At 59.1% G+C, this 25060-nt stretch carries 10 protein-coding genes and 1 tRNA gene; 7 read left to right on the top strand and 4 right to left on the bottom strand.

The genetic code is table 11. The annotated features are described in order from the left end of the window. Positions 1–208: 208 nt before the first annotated feature. The 3 genes from HY011_19845 to HY011_19835 form a co-directional block, all read right to left on the bottom strand. The gene (locus HY011_19845) at positions 209–4042 is read right to left on the bottom strand and encodes a TonB-dependent receptor (protein ID MBI3425192.1); all 3834 of its coding nucleotides are present in this window, start codon (positions 4040–4042) and stop codon (positions 209–211) included. Positions 4043–4456: 414 nt separating this feature from the next. Beyond that, positions 4457–8404 (bottom strand): VCBS repeat-containing protein, encoded by a 3948-nt coding sequence (locus HY011_19840; protein ID MBI3425191.1) that lies wholly within the window; start codon positions 8402–8404, stop codon positions 4457–4459. Positions 8405–8600: 196 nt separating this feature from the next. Continuing rightward, a complete protein-coding gene (locus tag HY011_19835; protein ID MBI3425190.1) occupies positions 8601–9044 on the bottom strand; it encodes a BrxA/BrxB family bacilliredoxin in 444 nt (147 codons plus the stop codon). Positions 9045–9265: 221 nt separating this feature from the next. Here HY011_19835 and HY011_19830 point away from each other — a divergent pair, with 221 nt between their 5' ends. The 4 genes from HY011_19830 to HY011_19815 all read left to right on the top strand — a co-directional run bounded on the left by HY011_19830 (position 9266) and on the right by HY011_19815 (position 13070). Beyond that, positions 9266–10906, top strand: coding sequence for a GMC family oxidoreductase (locus HY011_19830; protein ID MBI3425189.1), 1641 nt, complete (start codon positions 9266–9268; stop codon positions 10904–10906). Positions 10907–10985: 79 nt separating this feature from the next. After that, on the top strand, positions 10986–11606 hold the full coding sequence (locus HY011_19825; GenBank protein ID MBI3425188.1) for a 1-acyl-sn-glycerol-3-phosphate acyltransferase: 621 nt from the start codon (positions 10986–10988) through the stop codon (positions 11604–11606). Between the two features lie 74 nt (positions 11607–11680). After that, positions 11681–11754, top strand: a tRNA-Met gene (locus tag HY011_19820). Between the two features lie 380 nt (positions 11755–12134). Further along, positions 12135–13070 carry an esterase family protein gene (locus HY011_19815; GenBank protein MBI3425187.1) on the top strand — a complete coding sequence of 312 codons (936 nt, stop codon included), beginning with the start codon at positions 12135–12137 and terminating at the stop codon, positions 13068–13070. Between the two features lie 87 nt (positions 13071–13157). On the opposite strand, the gene HY011_19810 is transcribed toward HY011_19815, so the two are convergent. Continuing rightward, the gene (locus HY011_19810; GenBank protein ID MBI3425186.1) at positions 13158–13478 is read right to left on the bottom strand and encodes a hypothetical protein; all 321 of its coding nucleotides are present in this window, start codon (positions 13476–13478) and stop codon (positions 13158–13160) included. Between the two features lie 1132 nt (positions 13479–14610). Here HY011_19810 and HY011_19805 point away from each other — a divergent pair. The 3 genes from HY011_19805 (at position 14611) to HY011_19795 (ending at position 24952) form a co-directional block, all read left to right on the top strand. Then, entirely contained in the window at positions 14611–15744 is a 1134-nt protein-coding gene (locus tag HY011_19805) for a hypothetical protein (protein MBI3425185.1), read from the top strand. Between the two features lie 170 nt (positions 15745–15914). Further along, the gene (locus tag HY011_19800) at positions 15915–17096 is read left to right on the top strand and encodes a hypothetical protein (GenBank protein MBI3425184.1); all 1182 of its coding nucleotides are present in this window, start codon (positions 15915–15917) and stop codon (positions 17094–17096) included. A gap of 476 nt (positions 17097–17572) precedes the next feature. Next, positions 17573–24952 carry a DUF11 domain-containing protein gene (locus HY011_19795; GenBank protein ID MBI3425183.1) on the top strand — a complete coding sequence of 2460 codons (7380 nt, stop codon included), beginning with the start codon at positions 17573–17575 and terminating at the stop codon, positions 24950–24952. Positions 24953–25060: the final 108 nt, after the last annotated feature.

Raw genomic sequence — 25060 nt, 5'->3', positions numbered from 1 at the left:
GCTTCAATTTGACACTCACCTGGGGTTGCGGCTCTGCCTTCACCCCAGGCTTTATGCTGCCGCCCACGTTCGCGGGCTGAAATCGTGTAAAGATTTGGGTAAAGACGAGGGCTAAGGGTAGCACAGGCAAAGCAAAGGCCGTGGCCGCTGTGCAAAACAAGCTTGCGCAGCGGCCACGGCCTCAATCTCACAATTCAAACGCCGCGCGTCAGAATTGCAACCGCGCGCCGAATTGCAGCACGCGGAAGGTGTCATTGGGCGCGACCGTTTGCGCCAGGCGGCCAAAGGTCGGGCTGTTGATGTTGAACAGCGCCCCCGCGCCGGTTTGCAGCGTATTCACGCCGTCCACGCCAAAGTTGGCGCGGTTGAACAGATTGAACGCTTCGGCGCGCAACTGGAATTTGATCTTCTCCGTGATTGCGAAGTTTTTCAGGATCGAGGCGTCCACGTTGGCATACAACGGCCCGTTGACAAAGGCGCGTTCCAGCGTACCCGTCGCCCCCGGCGGGACGTTGAAAAAGACCTGGCCGTCAAATGGCGTCGTGCCGAAACCGCGCGCGGCGCGGCCCGTGCCCGAACAATCGTTGAGGTTGATGTCCACGACTTTCGGGTCAATGAAAAAGACGCCGCATTTCGTCCGGCGCACCCCAATCAAATCTTTGATCTGGGATTTGCTCAGCGCGGACGTCGGCGTTTGCCGGGCCGAACGCGCCGTGCGATTGAGTGTGCCGCGCGCGTCAATGAACGTCAGCGGTGCGCCGCTGGCCAGCCGCACGATTGAGGTCAATTGCCAGCCGCCCAGCACTTTGTCGGTCACGCCGCCGCCCGACATCCAGCGCCGCCCTTTGCCGAAGGGCAGTTCATAGATGCCGTTGAAATTGAAGCTATGCGTCGTGTCGTAATCGGCGCGCGAATATTCGAGACCCGGCTGTTGCAAATCCAGATACGGATCGAAACGCGCCTGGGCCGTGCCGATGGCGTTCGTCAGCACTTTCTGGAAGGTGTAGTTGGCCTGCAAATACAGCCCTTGGGCGTAACGCTTGCGGGCTTCGACTTGCAGTGCGTGATAGTTGTAACCGGCGCCATTGGTCAGCACATCGGCGACGCCGGTGTTGGGATTGGGCAGGAATTTGAAGCCGCGCGTTTGCCCATTCGTGACGTAATCAGCGGCCAGATCGGCAGGCTGCCCCGACCGCAATCGGTTCAGGATGGTCGCCGCGCCCAGCGTACCGACTTGCGTTGTGCCGATGATCTGCAACGGCTGGCAACCGGTGAAATTTGGGCTGCAATTGAAATTGGTGCTGGCGTTGACGTTGCCATTGCCCGCCGTCAACAGATTGTTGCGCGCCCGCAGAAAATCATTCAGGAAGCCATTGCCGCGAATGTCTATCTGGTTGTAATCGAGCGCGCGAATCAGGTTGTTGCTGTGGCTGCCGACGTAACGCGCCTCGAGTGCCACGCCGCCCGCCAGTTCGCGCTGAATGCTGAAGTTGTATTCATACGTTTGCGGCGTGCCCAGATGCGGGTCTACCGCGAAGACCGTGCCGAAGTTGCCAAAGCCCGGGCCATTGTTGGCCGCATAGGATTTCGGCACCGTGATCGCCGGCGCGACGAAGCCTAGCGGCGACGCACCCAACCGTCCATTCAGCAAGGGCGTCGCCGTCCCGTTGATTGTTTGCACCGCATTGACTGCCGTGGCCCCCAGGCCCGCGTTGCCGACCAGCGCGTTGCGCGGTGCGGTCACGATTTCGTCATTGACGTAACTGATGCGATAACCGCCGCGCAGCACCGTCTTGCCGCCGCCGGGCAGCACGCGGCTCAACCATTTCTGCGAGAAGTTCGGCGACCAGGCCAAGCTCAGCACCGGCGCAAAGTTGTTGGTGTCCGCGTGATAAAGCTTGTTCCCGCCCGCGTTCGTGCCGACGAAGTTATACGTGCCATTCGGATCGAGCACGGCCTGCACCGGATCACCTTTGATAACGGGTTCGAGCAGCACGCTGTTGGTGTTGCGCAACGCCGACTGGTATTCGTAACGCAAGCCCAGATTGAGCGTCAGCGCGGGCCGCACGCGCCATTGATCGGCCAAGTAAAACGAGTGCGTTTCCCAAGCGTACTTTTGCAAGCTGGTCGCGCCCTGCACAAAGCCGGAATCGCGGCCCGTGACATTGAACGTCTGTTTCGCCAACCCCACGACGCCGCCCAGCAAGGCATACAACTGATTGGCCGTGGCGAGTTGTGTCGCGCTGATGGACGCGCCCGCTGGCAACACCGCCGCAAAACTGGCCGCCGTCAATTGCGGTGTATTGGCATTCGTCCCCAACAACACGGTCGGCACGATGCCCGCGTCGTTGTAGGGCGAGATGCGATAAAGCTGGCTGTTGAAGCCGAAGCGCAGCGCGTGATTGCCACGCTGGTAATCGGCGTTGTCCTGATAGTTGTAAACATTGGCATCGCGCCCCTGATTGAGGAACGAGACTTCCGGCCCGCTAATCAGCGATGTGCCGGCGGGCGTGATCGGATCGTTCGCAGCGGCAGCGGGCGTCACCACGCCGCCGATGAAAAAGCTCGGCGCGGCAGAGGTGCGGCCAAAGGTCGGGCGGGATAGGAAATAGCCGCCGCGCACTTCGTTGGTGAAACGCGTGCCCAGATTCAGGCGATAGGCTGCGACGAAAAGATGGTTGCGGTCGGGTTGGATGATGTTTGGCGTGGTGCTGTAACCATCCGGCTGATCGGCGTCCGGGCGCAGCAGATTGCCTTTCTTGTAGTTGTACACGAAGTTGAAGGTGTGATTCTGACTGAGGTCGAAATCCACGCGCGTCGCATAGCCATCACGGTTTTGATTGTTGGCCTGATCGAAGCCATAGCCCGTCGTGTTCAAGCCGTCGCCGATGTCGGTGCGATTCCCGGCGGCGGGCAGTTTGTCCAAAATGCGCGATTGAATCAGCGGGTCAATGCCCGTTGGTGCAGGCGCGCCGCCCGCGCCCGCCGCCGCCGCCAGCGCAAAGAGATTAACGCTGCGCCGCGTATTGGTGCTGTCCAGAAAGGTGAACACGCCCGTGCGCGCCGCGGGCGTCAGGATCGTGCGGCTGCGCGAGCTGAAATTGCGCCGCCGCAAGCCCTCAAAGGCGAAAAAGAAATACAACTTGTCTTTTAGAAACGCCGGGCCGCCCTGGCCGAAACGCGGCAATCCGGCGGGCCCTGAGATCGTGCCGCCATACTGATTGCGATTCAGGAACGGGCGCGGCAAGCCCGCCGCGTTGTTAAAGAAATCATTCGCCGCAAAGACCGAAGCGCGGTTGAAATAAAACAGCGCGCCGTGAAAATCCTGTTGCCCGCGCGGCGTGACCAGTTGCACCTGCGCACCGCCGTTTTGCGCCGCGTTGCCATTTTGTGTGGTCAATGTGAACTCGCCCGTGTCGTCTACGGTCGGGCGTTCGGGCGAAAAGGTGCCCGAATTTTGCCGGATAAAATTGTCATTGACGTTCAACCCATCGCGCGTGATGTTGGTGAATGAAGGCCGCTGCCCGTTGATGCTTTGAAAGCCGTTGGCCCCGTTGTTCGAGACGCCCGCTTGCATCGCGATCAGGTTGAGCGGATTGCGTCCGTTGAGGGGCAGGTCTTTGATCTGTTGCGAACTGATCGTCGTATTGAGTTCCGCGTTGGAAGCGTTGAGGACATCTGTGCCCGCCGTGATGGTGACGCTGTCTTGCGTGCTGCCGATTTCCAGCGTGGCATTGAGCGAGTATTCCTGCCCAATATCAATTTTCAGTTGATTGGCCGTAAAGGTTTTGAACCCGTTGGCGGAAACCGTCACGGTGTAAGCGCCGATTTCGAGTTGCGGCACGGTGAATGAACCCTCGCCGCTAGTGCTGACCGTGCGCGACTTGCCGGTCTGGTTATCTGTGACTTTGACCGTTGCGCCTGGAATTACACCGTCCGGCCCGGCCACCGTTCCCACCAACCGGCCCGTGTTGGTTTGCGCAAAGGCTGAAAAGGCTAGTAACGTCAGCCAGGTTACCGTTGCAAAAATTCTGTTAGGCATATTGCTCTCCTTACCTGCAATTGTTTTGTTGGGCTGTAACTATTTCCAAAATAGCCGCCAGTATTTTCCGCCACGTAAAAGGCAACCGCCGTACCGGCTGTCGCGTGGTGCAGCAATCCGCCCGGAGCGCTTGAAAAAGCGCTTGTTTGTTTGGAAATTCTTCCAGCTTACATGGGGAATGAAGGCGGGTTGACCGCGTCTGAAGTGGATGGTTGTTACTGCATTTGGATCGGCGGAGTTGGGGATTCAAACAAAGCGGGTGTCAGCTCTGCGAAACGCAAGAGAAACGCGATGCGGGCAATTTAGTATTTCGGATGCGTCGGCAAAAATTCGTTTGCCAGGTTGATTGCACGACGCGGCTGTTTTTTGGAGTTGAGGATGGTGTGAGTCTCAGCCGAAGCAATTGCGCTGAGATCAAAGCGTTCGATTCAGCAACGTCGTCAGTTGCCAAAAGAAATCTGCGGCCAGCACCAAATCCGGTTTGCCGTCCTGATCAAAATCGCCCAGCGCCACACCCACGCGCCGGTCGGTATTGGCAGTCGCGGGATTGATGCCCTTGGCGGCGCAGAAAGTTCCATCGCCCGCGCCCAGCAACAGCAACACGCCTTCAGCGCCCGTCATGCCCGTGAGGATCAGCAAGTCCGCGCGCCCATCCCGATCAAAATCCGCCGCCGCCAGCGGCCCCGCGCCCGCGTTGGTCGAACGCAATGTGAAGCCGCCCGCGCCATCGCCCAGCAAGATGAGCGTGACGTTATTGCGCGTTGCCGCTTCAATCCCCGTCACCGCCAAATCGGCTTTGCCGTCATTGTTGAAATCCGCCGCGAGGATGTAGCTGGTCGAGAAATCGCTGAACGGCAAGGACTGCGTGCGCGGCGCGGCAAATTCGCCGTTGCCCGTGCCCCGCAAGACCAGCAAGCTGGCGCGAAATGTCGTCACGGCCAAATCGGGCCAGCCATCGCGATTGAAATCGCCACTAACCAGCCGCGCGCCATCCGTCGGCAAGGCTATGTTGCGCGCCATTGCAAAGCCGCCATTGCCGTCGCCGAAGAGCACGGCGAGTTGCTGCTTGCCATCCACCAGGGCGGCAAGGTCTAAGCGGCCATCGCCATTCAGGTCGGCGCTCAGGGTGGTGAAGAAGGCTTGTGCAACTGCGGTGCGGCGGGGTGGCGCGAATGCGCCGGTGCCGTCGCCGAGCAGCACTTCCAGCACGCCGCTATCGGCCTCGCTGTAGCTATACGCCAGATCGGCCTTGCCATCCTGATTGAAATCCGCCGCCAGCAATCCGGCGGCAAAGCGCGCGGGCCGCAGCGTTTTCCATTTCTCCAACCGGCCCGCGCCAGTGTTGTGCAGCAGCGTGATTTCGGCGCTCGGTTCAGCGGGCAAATTGGTCGCGGCCAAATCCAGGTTGCCATCGCGGTCAAAATCCGCCGTGGCGAGCAAGGTTGGATGATGCGTCAGTGTGAACGTTTCGGCACTGAACGCCGGCGCGCCGCAAGCGCCCGGCAAGTTGACCGTCAGCGTGAAGCGCTGCGTGGCTGTTGCGCCACAACGATCCGTCGCTGTCACGAGCACGGTGTAAACGCCGCTGCTCACGGCGTTGGCAATGCGCACTTCGCCCGTCGTGGTGTTGATGGAAAGCGCGCCGTTGAAGCCCGCCGCACCGACCACCAGCGTGAAGCTGCCGTTGTCCGCCGGCGGCGCGCTGGGTTTGACGGTGAAGGCCGCGCCGCTCGTGATGATTGTCTCGGGATACGCGCCGAGTTGCGGCGGAGAATTTGGTTGAAGGTTTAGCGTCAAAGTTGTTTGCGCTTTGGCAAGGCATTGGTCGGTCAGCAATACCTCGAACGCCCGCGCGCCGAGCGCGGCCTCGCAAGGCACAGTGAAGCTGCCATAAAGCGCGCCACCTTCCACCGACAAGGTCGCGGCGAAACCCGCCGGCAAGTTGAGCGCGACGGCATTCAACGCGCCGGGCGCGGCGTCAACATCGGCGACATCCGCCAGCTTCAAACGCGCGTTTGCATCGCCTTGCGCCAGGTTCAACGATTGTGTGCTGGCGTGCAGCGTGGGCGCTTGATTGGCTTGCGTGAGGTTGTGCAGCAGCACGAGGCGATTGGTCGTTTGATTGATGACGGCGATGTCGCCACGCCCATCGCCATCAAAATCACCAACCACCGCACGGCCCGGCGTGCCGCCGATAGCATAACCGTTGTAGCCGCGCCCTGCCGCCTGATTGATGGGCAGGACAAAGCGCTCGACTGCCGGATTCAAAATCACGGCCAAAGCATCATTGCCAAGCTGCACCAGATCGTCCTTGCCGTCGTTGTTCAAATTACCCACAGCGAAGGCTGTCCCGCCGTATAACACCGTGCCGCCGGGGCCGCGTTGATAGTTGTAGCCCAGATGCACCTGCACGTCATTGTTTGAGGCGTCCAAATCCGCTGTTGCCAGATCGAGCCGTCCATCGCCATTGAAATCGCCCACTGCACCGGCCACGCCCGCGCCATCGCTGATCGAAACACCTTGGCGGATGGTGAAGCCGCCCGTGCCATCGCCCTGCGCCACGCGATAGCCGATGAAGCCGGTGGTGTCGAAGAAAATTACATCACCTTGCGCATCGGCATCGAATTGCCCAGCCAGAAAGCCCAGGCCAATCGGCCTGCCGACGTTGACGCTGGGCGCAGGCGTAAAGGCGAGTCTGTCCGGCCTTGTTTCATTGAACAGTACACGCAAACTGACGCCATCGTGCACGGCCAGATCGGGCCAGCCATCGGCATTGAAATCGGCGCTTTGCAACGCGCGCGTAGGAAAGGGCAGCGGCGTGTCGTTGAGCAAACGCAACGCGCCGTCAGCGCCGCTGGTCAACAGGTAAATGCCTTGCGCGCCCGCGACGGCGCAATCCGCGTTGCCATCGCGGTTGAAGTCAGCGGTCAGTAACGCGGCAGTCGTGAAGCTTTGCGTACCGACCGGCGGCAGCTTGAAGGTGCGCGGCGCGGCGAAGCCGTTGCGGCTGCCGAGCAAAAGGTTGACCTCATCCGTCTGGCTGGCCGTCACGACATCGGGGATGCCATCGCGGTTGAAATCGGCTTGGGCCAACAGGCGCGGCGCGTTTCCGGCGGCAAAGCCGGGCGGCAGGTTGAAGCCGCCCGCGCCGTTGTTCAGCAAGATCAAGACGCGCCCGCTGGCGTTGTCAGCGGCTGTCACGACCGCCAAATCCTGCCGCCCGTCTTCGTTGAAATCGCCGTTGGTGATGAAGCCGCTGGTGGGCGCGGCCATGAACGAAGACGCCGTGAAACCCGCCGGGCCGCCGCGCAGAAGCGTGAGGCGTCCGGCGAAGCTGACGGCCAGATCGAGCCATTCGTCGTTGTCGAAATTGGCTGCCGTCAGGCCTGCCGCGCCGTTGGTCGTGACGGTTTGCGAAACGAAACTGCCATTGGGTTGATTGAACAGCAGCGTGATGTCTTGGTTCGCGACGGCCAAATCCGTGCGGCCATCACGGTCGAAATCGCCCGTGACCAGCGCGGTAGGGCGGCTGGCAAGTTTGATGGGCGGATTGGCGGCGAGCGTGCCAGCGGCTTGGCTAAGCAGGATGGTCAACTCATTCGCCACCTGATCGGCCAGCGCCAAATCGGCCTTGCCGTCCTGATTGAAATCGGCGGCGGCGAGCAGCACGGCATTGGTATTGAGCTTGAATGGCGCGCCCAGGCTGGCCGGAAAGCGGCCCGTGCCGTCGCCGCTGAGCAAGGTGAGTTCGCGCGCCGTGCCGTCGGCCACCGCCAAATCGTTTTTACCGTCGCCGTTGAAATCCGCGCTGATTGCCGCGCTGGCGTTGCGATTGGTGTATGTGCCGAATGCGCCCGTTGTGGTTGTGAAGCGGCCATTGGCGGCGCTGAGTTGCAGCAACAAAGGTTCGTTGCCAAGGCCACGCGGCATTACTAGATCGGGTTTGCCATCGCCGTTGAAATCGCCTGTCGCGATGAAAGATTGGCTGCCCGGCCCGCCCAACGCGCCGTTGCTCAAGTCAAAGCCGAAATTGCCGCGCCCGTCGCCGGCGCGCAGCCGTGTGCTGCTGCCGCTGGCCGTGTCCAAATCATTGGGCAGCAAATCCGCATGGCCATCGCCATTGAAATCGCCCACCGCCACCTGTGTCAGGCAACAGCCGGTCGCCAAACTGAGCGGCGCGGCGAAGGCCGTTGTGAAACAGGTGCGCGAAGGCAGCACCTGGGCCGGATGCGCCGGGCGCGGCGGCACGGGCGGATTTTGAAACGCGCGGCTGCCGCTCAGCGCATGCGCGCATAGTGCAAACAGCAAGACCACGCAACTCGCGATACCAATGCGGCAGATTGCACGGCGGGAAGAGCGCATCTTGAACCTTGCGATGAGAGCGGAAATGGTGGGGCGCTTGTGGGGCGGGGAAAAGTATCTTTGATGCGTAGCGTCTTTGGAGTGCGCGCGGCACAGGCCGCCGCTTTGGTTTCCCTGTGTTAGCTATAGATCAAAGGACTACCAAAGCGGCGGCCTGTGCCGCGCGCACTCCAAAGGCCACGCCAACCGGAAGGCTCTAGTTCGCCGCCGCCGCCTGCGCCGGGGCGCAATACTTGTTAAAGGCGGCCTTCAAAATGTCCGCGATCTGATAGGCGTCGCGCCCTTCTATCTCGTGGCGTTGCAGCATCCAGATGATCTCGCCGTTTTTCAGCAACCCAATCGAGGGTGACGAGGGCGGATAGCCTTTGAAATAGGCGCGCGCGCGTTCGGTCGCGGCGATGTCGGCACCGGCAAAGACCGTGACGCTGTGCGCGGGTTTGATTTCGTTTTGCAGCGCCAGCATCACGCCGGGCCGCGCTTTGCCGGCGGCGCAGCCACAGACGGAATTGACGACGACCATCAGTGCGCCCGGCGTGTTTTTGACGGCGGCGTCCAACTGTTCGGGCGTGCGGGTTTCTTCGATCCCGAGCTTGGATAAATCCTCGCGCATCGGTTTGATCAGGATTTCGGAATAAGGCATAAGTTCACTTCTCCTTCGTTTTGCAGTGGTGAATTGGTTGGTTGAATGCATTGCTTCACACGCTGTGAAGACTGGGATAGTATGCGCCAGCAGACAGGCTTTCAAGCTGACTCGCTCATGGGCAAGTCATTCGGATTCGTCCTTCATTCAAACTTCGGGCAAAACTTCGGGCAATTACATCGCTTTTTAGGGACAAGCGCCGCAGGCGCTGAGGCGGCAGTATGCAGATCAAAAAGTCTCCGACCACCTACGATGTTGTCATCATCGGCTCCGGCGCGTCCGGCGGGATGGCGGCGTGGAATCTGACGCGGCAGGGCGTGAAGGTGTTACTGTTGGACGCGGGCGACCGCTACGACCCGGACAAATACTGGATGGCGCTGCTGCCTTACGAACGGCGCGAACGTTTGCAACGCGGCGAACGGCCTGAGTTGGGTTACTTGAGCACCAAAGAACAGCCTTATCTGGTGCCGGATGGCAAGACCTACACGCTCTATCGCGTCTGGGGCCACGGCGGCAAAACGAATATGTGGGGCCGCGTGTCGCTGCGTTACTCTGACGTGGATTTCAAAGTGAATGACGGCTACGGCATTCCGTGGCCGTTTGAATACAAGGACATCAAACCTTACTACGACAAGGTTGACCAACTGATCGGCGTCTGCGGCGGCAACGATGACACCGACACCTTGCCGGGCAGCCAGTTTCATCAACCCGCGCCCGCCTTGCGTTGCGGCGAATGGGCGTTGCTGAAGGCGGGCAAGCGCGTGGGCATCAAACTCGTCAATGGCCGCCGCGCGAATTTGACCAAGCCGCTGCATGGCCGTGCCGCCTGTCATTATTGCGGCGATTGCGGGTCGGGCTGCACGACGGGCAGCTTTTTCAATTCGGCCATGCATTTGTTGCCGGCGGCCATGCAAACAGGCCGCTTGAAAATCATCAGCAACGCCGTGGTCGCGCGCATCACCGTTGATCCGAAAACGGGCCAAGCCAACGGCGTGCAATACCATCACCGCCACACCAAACAGGAAGAGCAGGTGCGCGCCAAAGTCGTCGTGCTTGGCGCGTCTTCGGTAGATTCGACGCGCATCCTGCTCAACTCCAAATCGGAGATTTATCCCAACGGCATCGGCAATACGTCGGGCGTGATCGGCAAGTATTTCACCGAGCAATTCCGCTTTCACGTCACGGCATTTCTGCCGCATCTGTATGGCCGCGCGACGACGCACGACAGCGGCATCGGCGGCGAACACGTTTATATGCCGCGCTTCAACAATCATGGCAAGCGGCGTGATTATGCGCGCGGCTTCGGCATGCAATTCTGGTCGAGCGGCTGTCAGAACAACGCCTCGTGGGCCAGGAACCTACCCGGCTTCGGCGGCGCGTTCAAAAAAGAAGTGCTGGAAATGTATCCCGCGCTCATGCAATTACATCCTTACGGCGAAATCCCGCCGCGCGTCGAGAACCGCATTGAGGTGGATGAAACCAAGACCGATCAATACGGCGTGCCGCTGCCGCGCATTCATTTGAGTTACACCGACAACGAACGCAAGATGTCCGAAGAGATGTATGACACCGTCGAGACGCTGGTGCACGAGGCCAAAGGCGAACTCTTCAATTACCAGCGCGGCGAATGGGATGTGCCCGGTTCGGCGATTCATGAACATGGCACCTGCCGCATGGGCAGCGATCCGAAAACGTCAGCATTGAACGGCTTCAATCAAATGCACGCGGTCAAAAATCTGTTCGTGGTGGATGGCTCTGCGTTCCCGTCGGCGACCGAAAAGAATCCGACGCTGACGATTTTGGCCGTCGCCTGGCGCGCGACTGACTATCTGGCCGCGCAACTCAAGAAAGGAAGCCTCTGAACAGTGGCCGGTGGTCGGTGGTCAGTGGTCAGAAAAATGACGCACTGACCACTGACCACTGACCACTGACCACTAATGAATGGAACGTACCTGGGCATTTGTCATCACGCGTTGGATTGCGCTGACGCTGTTTAAGCTCTACAACCGCGTCGAATTTGAAGGCGAAGCGCACGTCCCGCTGACCGGGCCGGTGATCGTCGCGCCCAACCACGTCAGCTACCTCGACCCCATCTGGATTTCGCTGCCGATCAAACGGCCCTTGCGCTACATGACCTGGGATCGCATGTTCAAAGTTCCGCTGTTGGGGCCGCTGATGCGGGCTTACGGCGCGTTCCCGGTCAATGTGGACAAAGGCGACCGTGCGGCCTTCAAGCATTCGCTCTTGCATCTGCGCGCGGGTGGCGGCCTGGTGATCTTCCCCGAAGGCGGGCGCAGCCGTGATGGCGCGCTGATGCCGTTCAAACCAGGCGTGATCCGGCTGGCGTTGGATACACAAGTGACCATCGTGCCCGTCACGATCATCGGCGGCTATCGCACGTTCAATCCGCATCACTTATTCCCGCGCCCCTACAAGCTCAAAATCGTCTACCACCCGCCCCTCGCCTTGCAGCCGCCGAGTGATGAAACGCAGTTGAAGGAGTACATGCGCGCACAAGCCGAACAACTGCAAAAAATCGTGGCCGCCGCTTTGCTGGGCTAGTAGGCGTATGCTAGATTACGCGCTCGTTTTTGGGCCGGTCGCGGTGCAAACCGAGTTAATCACATTGATAACAGGGCGGCGTAGCTCAGTTGGTTAGAGCGAGGGATTCATAACCCCTAGGTCACTGGTTCGAGTCCAGTCGCCGCCATCAACTTTTCGATAGTTTTATCCCCTTGCTGCCACGTCGCAGGCGAGGGGCACCCACAGGGATACAGATGAGCCAAAATTCTTTTTAGCTCCCTTGTGTCCCTTTTGATTTTCCCGCATACCCTCTCAACGTTTTAGCTAGCCTGTTTGACTTGGCTGCGACCACCTTTGTTGGCGTGGCCCGTGCAATGGGCTGGCGGGTGAAGTCATTTTCCAGCCGGAGGAGTTTTCAACATGAGCAGAGCATTACGGTACGCCATCGGTTTCACGTTGATGGGATTGTCAGGGCTGGCCCTGGCCCAAACTCCCGTGCAGCAACCGCCGCCGGGGCAAGCGGCCCCAGGGCAGCAAGGTGCGCGCGGCAACAATCAACCGCCGCCGATGCCGCCCGGGCCGAATCCGAATTCGCAATACCGGCTTGGCCCTGATTCGCTGCCGCAGGAAGGCGTGCCGAAAGGCGAGGTGCGCGGGCCGTACACGCTGCTCAGCACCAGCGGCGCCTATCCCGGCACGCAACACACCTATTGGGTCTATGTGCCCGCGCAATATGATCCAGCGGTGCCAGCGGCGCTGATGGTGTATCAGGATGGGCAGGCCTTCAAAGAAGAGTTCGGCGACATTCGGGCCCAAAATGTGATGGACAATCTGATCTACCGGCGCGAGATTCCGGTGATGATCGGCGTGTTCATCAATCCAGGCCGCACGCCCGAACAGCCCGAACCCAACGCGCAGGAATGGGGCGACCGCACCACCAACCGGCCCACCGAATACAACACGCTCGATGACAAGTATGCGCGCGTCGTTACCGAAGAACTGCTGCCGGTGCTTTACAAAGATTACAACATTTCAAAAGACCCGGAGCTGCACGGCATCGGCGGTTCGAGTTCGGGCGCGATTGCCGCCTTCACCGTCGCCTGGGAGCGGCCCAACTATTTCCGCAAAGTGTTGAGCAACGTCGGCAGTTTTACGAATTTGCGCGGCGGGCACGTCTATCCCGAAAAGGTGCTGGCGAGCGAGAAAAAGCCTATTCGCGTGTATCTGTGCGACGGGCGCAACGACAATCGCGGCTTGTCGCGCAACGGCGTCTATGACGAAAAGCGGGACTGGTTTTATCAGAACGTGCGGTTGATGAAAGCGCTGACGCAAAAGGGCTACGACGTGAATTATTCGTGGAGCCTGAATCTGCACGGGCAAAAGTACGGCGGTGCCATCATGCCGGAAATGATGCGCTGGCTCTGGCGCGATGGCCCGGTGTCTACCGAGGTGAACGACATGGTGGAACGGTCCTTCCGCCAACCTGCGGCGAAAAAGAATTGAAGGCTGGCACAGCCGAATTCGTGCAATCCCAAACGACCCGCGCCTGAGTTTTCGCCACGGCTGTTTTGAGAGAATTGAGTCGCGCCATCACGGCTTGGGTTTCGCGGGCGGCGAGTTGAGGCGATAGCGTTTTTTGACTTTGCCCAAGTCCGGCTTGAGATAAAAATTAACTTGGTTTGGCGGGGCCGCGCCCGCTTTCACCAGGATGAGCGGGCCGAGTTCGGTGCGGCCTTTGTGCCAAACCAGGCGCGCGTCAAAGCGTTCGGGCAAGCCATCCACCACGGTTTCATAGCCCAGCGTCCACTCTTCCAACGTGACCCGGCCCGAAGGCGAGACCTCGATTCCGAAGCCCGTGATGTCTGGTTTATCTGGCAGCAGCGCCAATACTTCAAATCTCGTCAACCGCATAGACGCTACTTTACTAACTGATGTTCCGCGGCGGCCAATTGCTGTTCGAGTTTGACAAGCTTTGCGTAAGCGGATTTGACCGCCGAAAGATAGAGTTTGGACTTCAAAGCAAAGTCACTGAAACAGCCTAGACTAGAAAGGAGAAGAATCCAAAAGGCCGATGTCTATTGACGACTTGTCACAGGTTGAAAATGCGTGTAACTGGATAACATCGGCTTGGCGAGACTCATAATCCTTTGGTTGTAGATTCGAATCCTACAGGGGCCACCTTAAAAGCTGTCTTTGACCGGGCGTTGTTCCACTTGGTTTACACGTCAATCAAGCTGGCAGTAGCAAGATATCGGTCTTACCGATAGGCGCTTCAGCTGCCTTCGCTAACCGCCTTTTTTGCTCGCTTCGACTCTGCCGCGCAAGCGCATCTCGTTTTCTGCGGTCAATGACCTGAGGTGCAACAGCAGATAGAGATGGCGCATGACATTGTTCGAATGCTGAATTCCGGATGCTTTTTTGCCGTTCAAGAAATTTGATGATTTATGTGTAGCTCCTCAGGGCAATTCGCTATTTAGGGTTGTATTTTTTTTAGGCTTGGCTTTATAGTGCTTGGGCTGACTGAGTTTTTCTCACAAAGATGTATAGTTGGATTCTATAAAGAGTCAAACCCAAACTCTACTTAGTTAAGTTGCTTCATTATCGCTGGCACACGTTACCTGTCTTATAGCGCTCGTCCCAGGGGCTATTATGCCAGCGCTTTCGAAGACTGGGTCCTCCCGTAGAATAAAAGCTTTTTCAGCTCATCCCTACAATTAGCTCGTACTTGAAGTTTGTACCAGTCGTGGTCATCGGTGGAAGTGTGGTTCAGCCACGATAACAGCCCAAGTTTGGCTGTAGGTATAGTTTACTTGCCTGCCTGACAGCCAAGCTTGCGTGTGTTTAGTTAAGGTAGGAGCAAAAAGTGGTCGCACGGTTCACTTCTATTTTCGCGGAAGTGCCGGTGTGCTATCTGAGGTTTGTCTTCGTTTGGTGAATTATTCTGTTCGATGTGCTGATTGAATTGAAAAAGGAACCAAGCAACATGGAAAGGAGTGCGGTCGCCGCCAACCAGAAGGCGGATTGACTGTGAAAAGCGATGAATATGCATAAGCAAAACGTTGCCAGATTGATGACTGCTGTGCTGCTAGCGTTCCTGCTGACTTCGGCGGTATTGGCACAGCAGCCACAACCGACCCCAACCCCGATCCCGGTTCCTGCGGTAAATGCGCCGACCGAGGACAATTTCAATCGGTATAAGAGCGATTTGCTGACTATCCTGCCCGCGCTAAGGGCGATGATGGTTACGTTGGGTAACCCTGAGATGGTGAGCCGGATAGATTCTGGCTTTCAACAAACGCAGGCCATGAGTTTTGCGACTCTGGGAGCCAATTATCCCGGCTTTCCTGATCTGACTCAGTTGAAACAGGCCGTTGTGCAGCAGCAGCATTTGTTGGCTGAGGCTTATGCGAAGGGGGTCTCGAGGGTTGTCACCTTTTCGCCAAGCGACCCATTTCCACCGATCAAATACGCTTCGTTTTGTCCCTTGAATCCGCAACCGCCGGAAGTCGAATTCTCGATTGGGCTGACCTTGGCGATTGCTGAGGGAGTGCGGGAAATTGCAAAAGATTTTTGCGACCAGATCACCGAAATTTTGGGTGGCGGGGGAAACTTCTCCGTCGCTTGTATCGTGACTGAGATTATCTACTTCGCCCTGAAGTTCGCTGACTATCCGATCAAAGCCTGCCATGACGACACCAATCTTGTGGCGGCAGACGTCTTGCTCGAACGGATGAGGTACCTCCATGATCAACTGGATTACAGCATTGCCAATGACAACGCGAACAAGGCGAAACTGAGCACCCAGTTAACTAACGCCGAAAATCACATTGTCACGAACGACAATAATAACAAGGCCGCGCTCAGCAGCCAGTTGAATTCCTTCCAGACGCTTACCACCAGAATGTCGCTCGAGGCCAATCTGGCTGAAGACCCAACGAACTATGCCGGTGCAGGTTTATTTGAACTGCCAGCCAGTCGCGGAGGGTATTTGGAAGTCGCGCGCCAGGTTCTGATAGATACCTATAACGCGCACCTGGCCGCGGCCGGGGCTGGCGTGACGATTTATAACCCTTCGGCTGAATTGTCGCTGGGCGCCACGCTGACTGCGCAAGGGAAATATCGCGATGCTTATTACTATTACCGCAAGGCGTACCGCAGTGTGGTCAAGTACCCGTAATCAACGCGGTCCACGCTGCTCACCCGGCGGGTGCTTACGCCCAAAGTGCAGCAACGCCGGGACGCGCGCCCTTGCGCTTTTGCGATAACGACGAATGGGTAAGTCTGTCAAGAAAGGAATGCGGTGCTTGCCAGCCTAGTCTGGCGATTTGACTGCGAGGTTCACACACTATGAAGAATCGAAACGTTGTCAGAATTTCAGTTGCTATTCTGTTCACTTTGTTTTTGGCCGCACCGTTACTGGCGCAGCAGAGCCGCCAGACCGGGCCAGCGCGTGAGCGTGTTACACGTGAGATAGATGGCCGCGCGATCACGATGGAGGTCCCGGCGATGCTGCCGGTGACTGTGGCCAATTTCGAGCAATACCAGAACGATTTGCGCACCATCCTGCTGGCTGAAAAAGAAATCGGGAAATTGGTCAATGTCGGCGACAAGGTCAGTGAGATGTTGGACCCCATGTTGGAACAACTGCCGGGTCTGAAATACAGCGACTTGCCGCCGGATTATCCGGGCTTCCCCGATTTGTCTATCCTGAAGGCCGCCGTGATAGAGCAGCAACAAGTGATGGCGCGGGCCTTTGCCCAGAGCGCGACCAAGGCGGCGCAATTTTCGCCCACCGATCCATTTCCCGGTGCGCAGTATTCCTTAAACCTCTGTCCGTTGAATCCACAACCGCCGGAGGTGGCTTATTCCGTTGGCTTTGCGTTGTTGGCGGCGGAATTAGTCAGGGAACTGGCGCAACGCGCATGCAATCAGACGATTTTAGCGTTCGTTTTTGGGGGGAACTTCAAAATTGTCTGTGTTATTTCGGATGCAGTTTATTTCGCCCTGAAGGTCGCTTATTTCCCGATCAAATTTTGCGACGACGATACGGTTGGCGGCAACCTGAAAGGGGCCAACTTGCGCGCAGAGTATGTCCACAATCAACTGGATTACAGCATCGCCAACGATAACGCCAACACGGCGGCGTTGAGCACGCAAATGACCAACGCCGAAAATCACATTGTCACGAACGACAACAACAACAAAGCCGCACTGAGCAGCCAAACCGCAACGTTCCAGGCGCTCACGCTGCGCACGGCTGTCGAGCGCAATCTGGCGGCTGACCCGACCACCGTGGCTGCGGTAGGGCTGTTTCAATTGCCCGCCAGCCGTGGCGGCTATTTGGAATCAGCGCGGCAAATTGTGATTGACACTTACAACGCACAACTAGCGTCCGCCGGGGCTGGGGTTGTCGTCTACGACCCGTCGTCGGATTTGGCACTGGGGGCGTCATTCACCGCACAAGGTAAATACCGCGAGGCTTATTACTATTATCGCAAAGCCTATCGCAGCATCGTGAAGTACCCATAAAACATTTCGCTAACAAAACGTTTCGCTGGAAAGGTGATGAGGTGGCTCTTTGAACATCGGGCGGGTGAATTATCCTGGTTCATTACCTTGGACAGCTTGATTGCCAAAAAAGACTGAGATCGTGCTCTGCCAAAGCAGCTAGCTTATTGCCTACAAAATCGTAGTGCGAATTTTAGTTTGGCGCCTATCGGTTCGCTTGCGCCAAGCAAATAGAGACTCAAAAGAGGTCCACCGTGAAGCTCACAAACACACACACTTCTGTATTACGCCGTGCATTTTTACCGGCTTTTGTCCTGCTTATGTTGGCCGCGCTTGTGGCTGGCGTGACGCCCCTACCAGGGGTTGTCGCGCGACTAGGTGGGCAAACCGCTGCCGCTCGCCTAGAAGCGGGTCGAATAAAAGCAGGCCAACTTGCCGCGAAAATCCTCTCGCATACACCTGCTTCTCTGGCCAAGGTGCTTGGGAACAATTCGTTCGTGAAGTCGAGCCTGGCCGCGCCTGCCGCGAGTATGCTCTCGACCTTCACCAAAACTGCTTCGCCAGCAGGTGGCAGCACGGTGGCGGCGGGCGGCATGATCACTTACACCATCACAGTCATCAACGATGATTTGTTTGATGACCTGGGTGTTTTGCTGACCGATGCAACGCCAGCCAATACGACATTTGTTTCTGCTTCGATCAGCCAACAACCGGCCTTAAGTCCGAACTGGATTTGCGCGACGCCGGTGGCCGGGGGGACTGGCGCCATCATCTGCCAGCCCAATGATCTAAACCGCACGTTTTTTGCGGGCGCTGCCGGCACGAGTCAGGTATTCCAGTTTCAGTACACCGTGCAAGTCAATCCGACCCTGTCGGTCGGGGCGGTCATCACGGGCAATCCCGCGCATTACATCGCTGCGGCGGGTGACCCGAATACCTTTGGCGGGCCGGAAGATCAATTCTCTGATGCCAATGTGGCGGTGACGCACACCGTCGTGCACAGCACCGATCTGCAAATCAAAAAGACAGATTCGCCCGATGCCGTCTTTGCGGGCAATCAAATTACCTACACCCTGACCGTCAAAAACAACGGCCCCAGTGTGGCGAGCATCGGCGAAGTGCGCGTCACCGACGCCGTGCCGGTCAATACCACCGCCGTCAGCGTGACGGGCACGGGCGCGTTTGCCGGTTGCACTGCCGCCGCGCTCAATGGCGCGGGCTGCCTGAACACCGCCGTGATGAATGTGGGCGAATCCGCGACCATCACCTTTGTCGTCACGGTCAATGCCGGAACGCCGAACGGTTTCATCAATAACACCGCCAACGTCTCGACCGTCGGCGCGCAAGTCAGCGATCCGAATACGACCAACAATTCTTCCACAACCAACACGGGCGTGGGGCCGAATGCGGATTTGCAACTGACCAAGACCGCCAGCGTAGGCCCTGTCGTTGCCGGTGCAGGCACGATCACGTATACGATCAACATCAGCAATAGCGGCCCCAGCAATGCCAACGCTGTCGTCGTCACCGACAATGTTCCGGCCAATACGACGATTACCGCTGGCCCCACCTGGACGCCAGGCACAGGCGCGCCGCCGGGCGGTTGCGCGGTTTCGCCGGGCGGCACGATCACCTGCGGCCCGACGACGGTGGGTGGTGTACTGGCGGTTGGCCAGACGGCCACGATCACCTACACGGTGCGCGTCGGCGCCAGCGTTGCGCCGGGCACGTTGATTACGAATACGGCGAACATTGCTTCAACCGGCGCGAACGCCACGCCTGATCCGAATACGGCCAACAACCTGCAAGGCCCGACCAGCACGCTGGTCAATACGTTAGCCGACCTGGGCATCACCAAAACAACCAGCGCGCCCACCATTACCGCAGGCGGGGCGACTTTCACCTACACGCTGGTCGTCAACAACGCCGGGCCGAGCGACGCCCAAAACGTCATCATCAATGATCCGCTGCCGCTGGGCATTTCATTTGTCTCGGTGGCGCAAACCGTCGGCACAGGGTTCTCTTGCACCGGCCCCAGCGCCAATCAAAACGGCACGGTGACCTGCACCAAAGGCACAATGGCCGTGGGCGAAACAGCGACCTTTGTCATCACGGCTTTTGCGCCAGCCAATTCCGCCGCTGCGGTGCGCACCAATACGGCGACCATCCAAGCGAGCACGACTGATCCGGTGCCGGGGAATAACTCGGCTGCCGTCAACACCACGATCATTACCAATGCGGTGGTCAGCATCACCAAGATTGACAACCCCGATCCGGTCGTCGCGGGCAATAACCTGACCTATACGATCACCGTCACCAACGCTGGGCCGAGCAACGCCCAGGCCGTCACGCTGACCGATCCGATCCCTGGCAACACGACCTTTGTTTCGCTCAGCGGCGGCGGCATTTTCTCGAACTGTTCGCACAATGCCGGGGTGGTTTCTTGCCTGCCCGTCGTCCTGCCCGCCGGCGCTGCGGAATCGTTAACCGTCGTGGTCAACGTCAATCCGAACACGCTGCCGGGCATTGGCGCGATCAGCAACACCGCGACCGTCACCTGGACGGACAGCGATTCCAATCCGGGCACGCAATCAGCGACGCAAACGACGACGGTCAACAAACAAACGGACATCACTGTCACGAAGACAGATTCGCCGCACGCGGTGCTGGCGGGCAATCAGATCACCTACACGATCACGGTCAAGAACAACGGGCCGAGCACGGCTGCGGTTGGCGGCGTGAGTGTGGTGGATGCGACGCCCACCAACACGACAGATGTTTCGCTGACCGGTACGGGCGCGTTCGCCACCTGCACGCTGGCGGCTTTGCACGGCGGCCTTTGCACGAACACCACGGTGATGCAGCCGGGCGAACAGGCGGTGTTGACATACATCGTCGCGGTCGTGCCGGGCACACCCACCGGCTTTATCAGCAACACGGCGACGGTGGCGGCGATTCCGGCCAACCTCGATCCGAACACGACCAACAACGCGACCACGATCCAGACGGCAGTAGGGCCGAATGCCGATTTGCAATTGACGAAGACCTCGTCACCAGCGGCAGTCACGGCGGGCGGCCCGGCACCGGGCAGCGGACAGATTACCTACACGATTACTTATAAAAACAACGGGCCGAGCGATGCCGTCGGCGTCCAGGTCACCGATACGGTCGCGGGAAATCTGGTTGCAGTCGGTGCGATCAATGCGCCCGGCCTGAGTTGTAACGGCATCACGCCCACGCCGGGTGTGCAATTCCTTTGCACCCCGAATGCGAATGCCTTTGGCGCGAATGCGGTGGGCGTCTTGCCAGTCAATGCGTCGGGTACGCTTTCGTATTCGGTACGCGTGCCGGCCAATGTGGCGCAAGGTACTTTGATTGCCAACGCGGCGACGATCACTTCGGTGGCCGCTGGCGCGACGCCCGCGACGCCGGACCCGAATCCCTCGAACAACTCACAGAACGCCACCAGCACGCTGGTCAATACATCGGCCGATTTGGCGATCACAAAGACCGATTCGCCCGACCCGGTCATCGCGGGCAACAATCTGACCTACACGATCACCATCACGAACAACGGCCCAAGCGACGCGCAAAACGTAGTGGTGACAGACCAATTGGCTGCGCCGTTGAGCTTCGTTTCAGTGTCGAGCACGGATGTGGGGTTTGCCTGCACCGCGCCGCCCGTCGGCAGCGTGGGGTTGATTACCTGCACCAAAGCGACGTTGCCCGTAGGCGCGTCAACCACGATCACGCTGATTGGCAAGGTCGCTTCTGGCACGATCAGCGGCGCGACGATTACCAACACGGCGACCGTGGCTTCCAGCACCAGCGATCCGGGGCCAAGCCCGAATACGGCAACGACCACGACGACGGTCAATACCAGCACGACGCTTTCCATCTTGAAATCCGATTCGCCCGACCCGGTCGTGGCGGGCACCAATCTGACGTTCACCGTCACCATCTCGAACAATGGGCCGAGTGACGCGCAAAACGTGGTGGTGACTGATCCACTGCCGGTGAATACCAGTTTCGTTTCGGTCATAGGCACGGGCGTGTTTTCAACGGCAGGCGCGTGTTCGCACAATGGCGCGAATCCCGGCGTTGTCACTTGCAACGCGCTGCCCAACGGCGTGCTGCCAGCGGGTCAAACGGCGACAGCGATCATCACGGTCAAGGTCGCCTCGAGTGCGCCCGTCAGTCCACCGTTGATTGTGAATACGGCGACGGTGACTTCGCCGACCGATCCGGGCAGCCCGCGTTCGGCGACTTCTCAGACCACCGTGCGGCGCGAAGCCGATATGAGCCTGGTCAAGTCCGCGCCCAGTACGGTCATCGCCGGACAGAACATGGATTACACGCTGACCGTCAAAAACGACGGGCCCAGCGATGTGTCAGGCGGGGTTGCGCCGGGCAGCATTGTGGTGACCGACACCTTGCCGCTGGGCACGACGTTTGTTTCCTTCTTTGCCAGCGGGCCGGGCAATTTTACCTGCGTGGCGAACGGGCAAACGGTCACTTGCAAGAATGCGGCGGGCGCGGCGGGCGATTTCCCGAAAGGCAGTGTCGTGACCATCGTGCTCAAGGTCACCGCCGCCAAGAATCTGCCCGATAATTCGAATCTCAACAATTCAGCGACAGTTGCGTTGACCGGCCCCGAAGTTGATCCGATCCCGGGCAATAACACGGGCGCGGCCAGCACGGTCGTGCACACGAGCGCTGATTTGCAGGTCATCAAAGATGTGCTTGACCCCTTGCCGCCGGCGGGCGTCGTGGCGGGCGAAAACATCACCTATCGCATCCGCGTCAAAAACAACGGGCCGAGCAATGCGATGGCGGTCACGGTGCTGGACATCCTGCCCGGCAACACAACTTTTGTGGCGGGTTCGCTCACGGGTACCGGCGTTTTTGCGGGCGCGGCGTGCAGTTACAACCCGGCGGGCGGCACGAATGGCAGCATTACTTGCATTCCGAATGCTTCGCCCGGCCCGCCGCCGACGGTGCAAGGCGAATTTGTCTGCGGCGTCGAAGAGACGATCACTTATCAGGTCAAAGTCAACGCTTCGGTCAGCGGCGGCGTGATCGTGCCGAATCCGGCGCAGATTTCGTCCGCCCTCACACCCGACCCGAACGCGGGCAACAACACTTCGCTGCCCACCAGCACGGTCGTGATTGCGCGTTCGCAATTGACGATCACGAAGACGGTCTTCAGTTCGACCCCGGCTGTGAATCCGGCGGCTCCGGCGGGTGCGGTCATTCCGGGCACGCTGCTGACCTATCGCATCAAGGTCACCAACAACGGCCCCAGCGATGTGATCAACCTGCTGGTCAGCGACACGGTTCCGGCGAATGCCAGATACGTCACGGCCAATCGGTCGGGCGGTTTGGGAACGTCGCTGGTTTGCCAAGCGCCGCAGGGCGTGGTTGATCCGAACGGCAATGGCGGCATCGTCAATTGCCAGGCACCGTTGCTGTCATCCAACCCGACGCTGACGCCGGGCGATCCGGCGGGCGCGCAAAACGTCGTCCTGATTGACCTGACTGTGTTCATTGACGCTTCGACGAAGGTCAGTCTGGTGAATAACGCGACGGTCAGCGCGACGACTAATAACTTCAATCAACCGGTCAGCGCGACGACTACACTCACGACGCCGGTTTCGCCGACCTCCGATTTAGTCACCACCAAGTCGCACACGGTTGACGACACGGTGGCCAATACCAATACGGCAGGGAACACCTTCACTTACACGATCACGGTCAAGAACAACGGCCAGAGCACGGCGCAAATGGTTCAGGTCGTTGACACGCTGCCCACCGGTCAAACGCTGGCCGCCGCGCCCGATGTTTCGCAAGCGGCGGGGATGACCTGCGCGCCCAACACGGTTGGTTCGGGCGGCGTCATCACTTGCAGCGGCGGCACGCTGCTGCCCAATGCGACGGCGGTCATCAAGCTGTTGATCAGGATTGATCCGTGTCTTGCGCCGGGCATTTACAACAACACGGTGACGGCGACTTCGATGTCGTTCGATCCGACGCCCGCCAATGCCACGGTGGTTGATCCGGTGACAGTCGTCGCGCGGCCCGATCTGGCGATTACCAAAACGGCGGCGGCCACGGTCATTGCGGGCAACACGCTGACTTACACGATTGACGCCATCAACAACGGGCCGAGTTGTGCGCTGGACGTGATGATCACCGATCCGTTGCCGCCCAATACGGTGCTGGTTTCGGCGGTACCGAGTGCGGGCGGCGTGCTGGATGCTTCCAGCCCGGCGGTCGGTGCGAATGGCACGGTCAAGGTCACGTGGCCAGGACTCACCAGTCCCGGCGTGACGCGCAGCCTGACGATCATCATCCGCGTCGGTGCGAATGTGCTGTGCGATACGGTGCTGACCAACACGGCCACGGTGAGCTATACGCCGCGCATACCAAGCCCGAATCCCAATCCGGCGATTGTTTGGGATGTTGACCCGAACCTGGCCAATAACACTTCGACCGTGCGGACGACGGTGCAGGCGCAATCCGATTTGTCCATTACCAAGACGGGGCCAGTCCAGGCGAATTTCAGCACGCAAGCCGTCACCTCGACTGTCACCTATGTGCTGAACTTCTCGAACGCCGGGCCTTCCAATTCGGCGGGCACGATGGTGATTGACACCTTGCCGAAAGGCTTCACGGTGGTCGGACAGCCGACTTCGACCATTGCTGGCACGACCTTCACCATCACGACGGTGGCGGGCGTGACGACGGTCAAGGCGAACATCGGCGTGTTGGGCGCGGCCAATCAGGTCGGCACCAATTTCCCGACCAGCGGCACGATCACGATTGTGGCGAAGGTGCCGGACAAACATCCGCTGATCACCGTGACCAACACGGCGACGATCACGACGATGAATTGCCTGCCTGATCCCAATCTGGCCAACAACACTTCCAGTTGGGACACGCGCATCACGATGCCGGGCACGACCCCAGGCATCGGCTATCCGGCGTTGGCCGAGGCCAGCGATCAAAAGCCGGGTTCGGTGCTGTTCTATCCGATCTACGCTTCGGATGCGTCCAATCCGAATTCCCAAAACACGCGCGTCAGCATCACCAACACGTCGGATGCCGACCAGGTGTGCGTGCATCTGTTTGTCGTGGATGGCAGCAGTTGCTCGGTGCTGGACGCGTTTATTTGTCTGACGCCCAATCAGACGGCGGCCTTCCTGGCGTCTGATTTCGATCCGGGCAATTCGGGTTACATGATGGCCGTGGCGGTGGATTGCATGACGGGGTTGCCCATCGCTTTCAACTGCCTGATCGGGGATGAATTCATCAAATTCTCTTCGGGCCACGCGGCCAACCTGGGCGCGCAAACCGTCGCGGCGGCGATGTGGGCACCCGCTGGCGTAGACACCACGGCCACCAATGTCACGCTGCGCTTTGACGGCATGAGTTACAACCGGATGCCGCGGCTGCTGGCGGTGGATAGCATCGGCAGTTTGGCGGATGGCAATTCGACCATGCTGATCGTCAACCGCGTCGGCGGCGACTTCCGGGCGGTCGCGGCCAATATCGGCAATTTCAACGGCAATCTGTTTGATGACGCCGAAATTGGCTACAGCTTTACCGCGACGGGTGGTTGCCAGTTCCGCACCATCCTTTCCAACAGCTTCCCCCGCACCTTCGTGAGTTTCAGCCAGGCCATCTCGTCCGGACGCACGGGCTGGATGAAGTTTGGCACGGTGGAAGACCGGGCGCTGATCGGAGCGGTCATCAATCACAATCCGAATACGCTGTCGAATAGCGGCGCTTTCAGACAAGGGCACAACCTGCACGCGTTGACGTTGACCGATGTGGCGACCATTACCGTGCCGGTGTTTACGCCGAGTTGTCAATAAAGCGGCGGTGTCAGCCCGGCGTTGTCCGGGCGCGACAAAAGTTTGCGGCAGGCTGGCGACTGAACGCCGGGCCAGCCTGCCCGTGAAAATAAAACCAGAGGTTCATCA

It is taken from the genome of Acidobacteriota bacterium (assembly GCA_016196035.1).
Taxonomy (GTDB): Bacteria; Acidobacteriota; Blastocatellia; order RBC074; family RBC074; genus JACPYM01.
The sequence above is the reverse complement of the archived record's forward strand: the minus strand, read 5'-3'. Positions and strand labels throughout refer to the sequence as shown.

What these genes read in the sequence shown, in the direction of transcription:
- HY011_19800 (MBI3425184.1), top strand. Translation starts at nt 15,915, where the DNA reads ATGAAGAATCGAAACGTTGTCAGAATTTCAGTTGCTATTCTGTTCACT.
- HY011_19815 (MBI3425187.1), top strand. Translation starts at nt 12,135, where the DNA reads ATGCCGCCCGGGCCGAATCCGAATTCGCAATACCGGCTTGGCCCTGAT.
- HY011_19835 (MBI3425190.1), bottom strand. Translation starts at nt 9,044, where the DNA reads ATGCCTTATTCCGAAATCCTGATCAAACCGATGCGCGAGGATTTATCC.
- HY011_19840 (MBI3425191.1), bottom strand. Translation starts at nt 8,404, where the DNA reads ATGCGCTCTTCCCGCCGTGCAATCTGCCGCATTGGTATCGCGAGTTGC.
- HY011_19825 (MBI3425188.1), top strand. Translation starts at nt 10,986, where the DNA reads ATGGAACGTACCTGGGCATTTGTCATCACGCGTTGGATTGCGCTGACG.
- HY011_19805 (MBI3425185.1), top strand. Translation starts at nt 14,611, where the DNA reads ATGCATAAGCAAAACGTTGCCAGATTGATGACTGCTGTGCTGCTAGCG.
- HY011_19845 (MBI3425192.1), bottom strand. Translation starts at nt 4,042, where the DNA reads ATGCCTAACAGAATTTTTGCAACGGTAACCTGGCTGACGTTACTAGCC.
- HY011_19830 (MBI3425189.1), top strand. Translation starts at nt 9,266, where the DNA reads ATGCAGATCAAAAAGTCTCCGACCACCTACGATGTTGTCATCATCGGC.
- HY011_19810 (MBI3425186.1), bottom strand. Translation starts at nt 13,478, where the DNA reads ATGCGGTTGACGAGATTTGAAGTATTGGCGCTGCTGCCAGATAAACCA.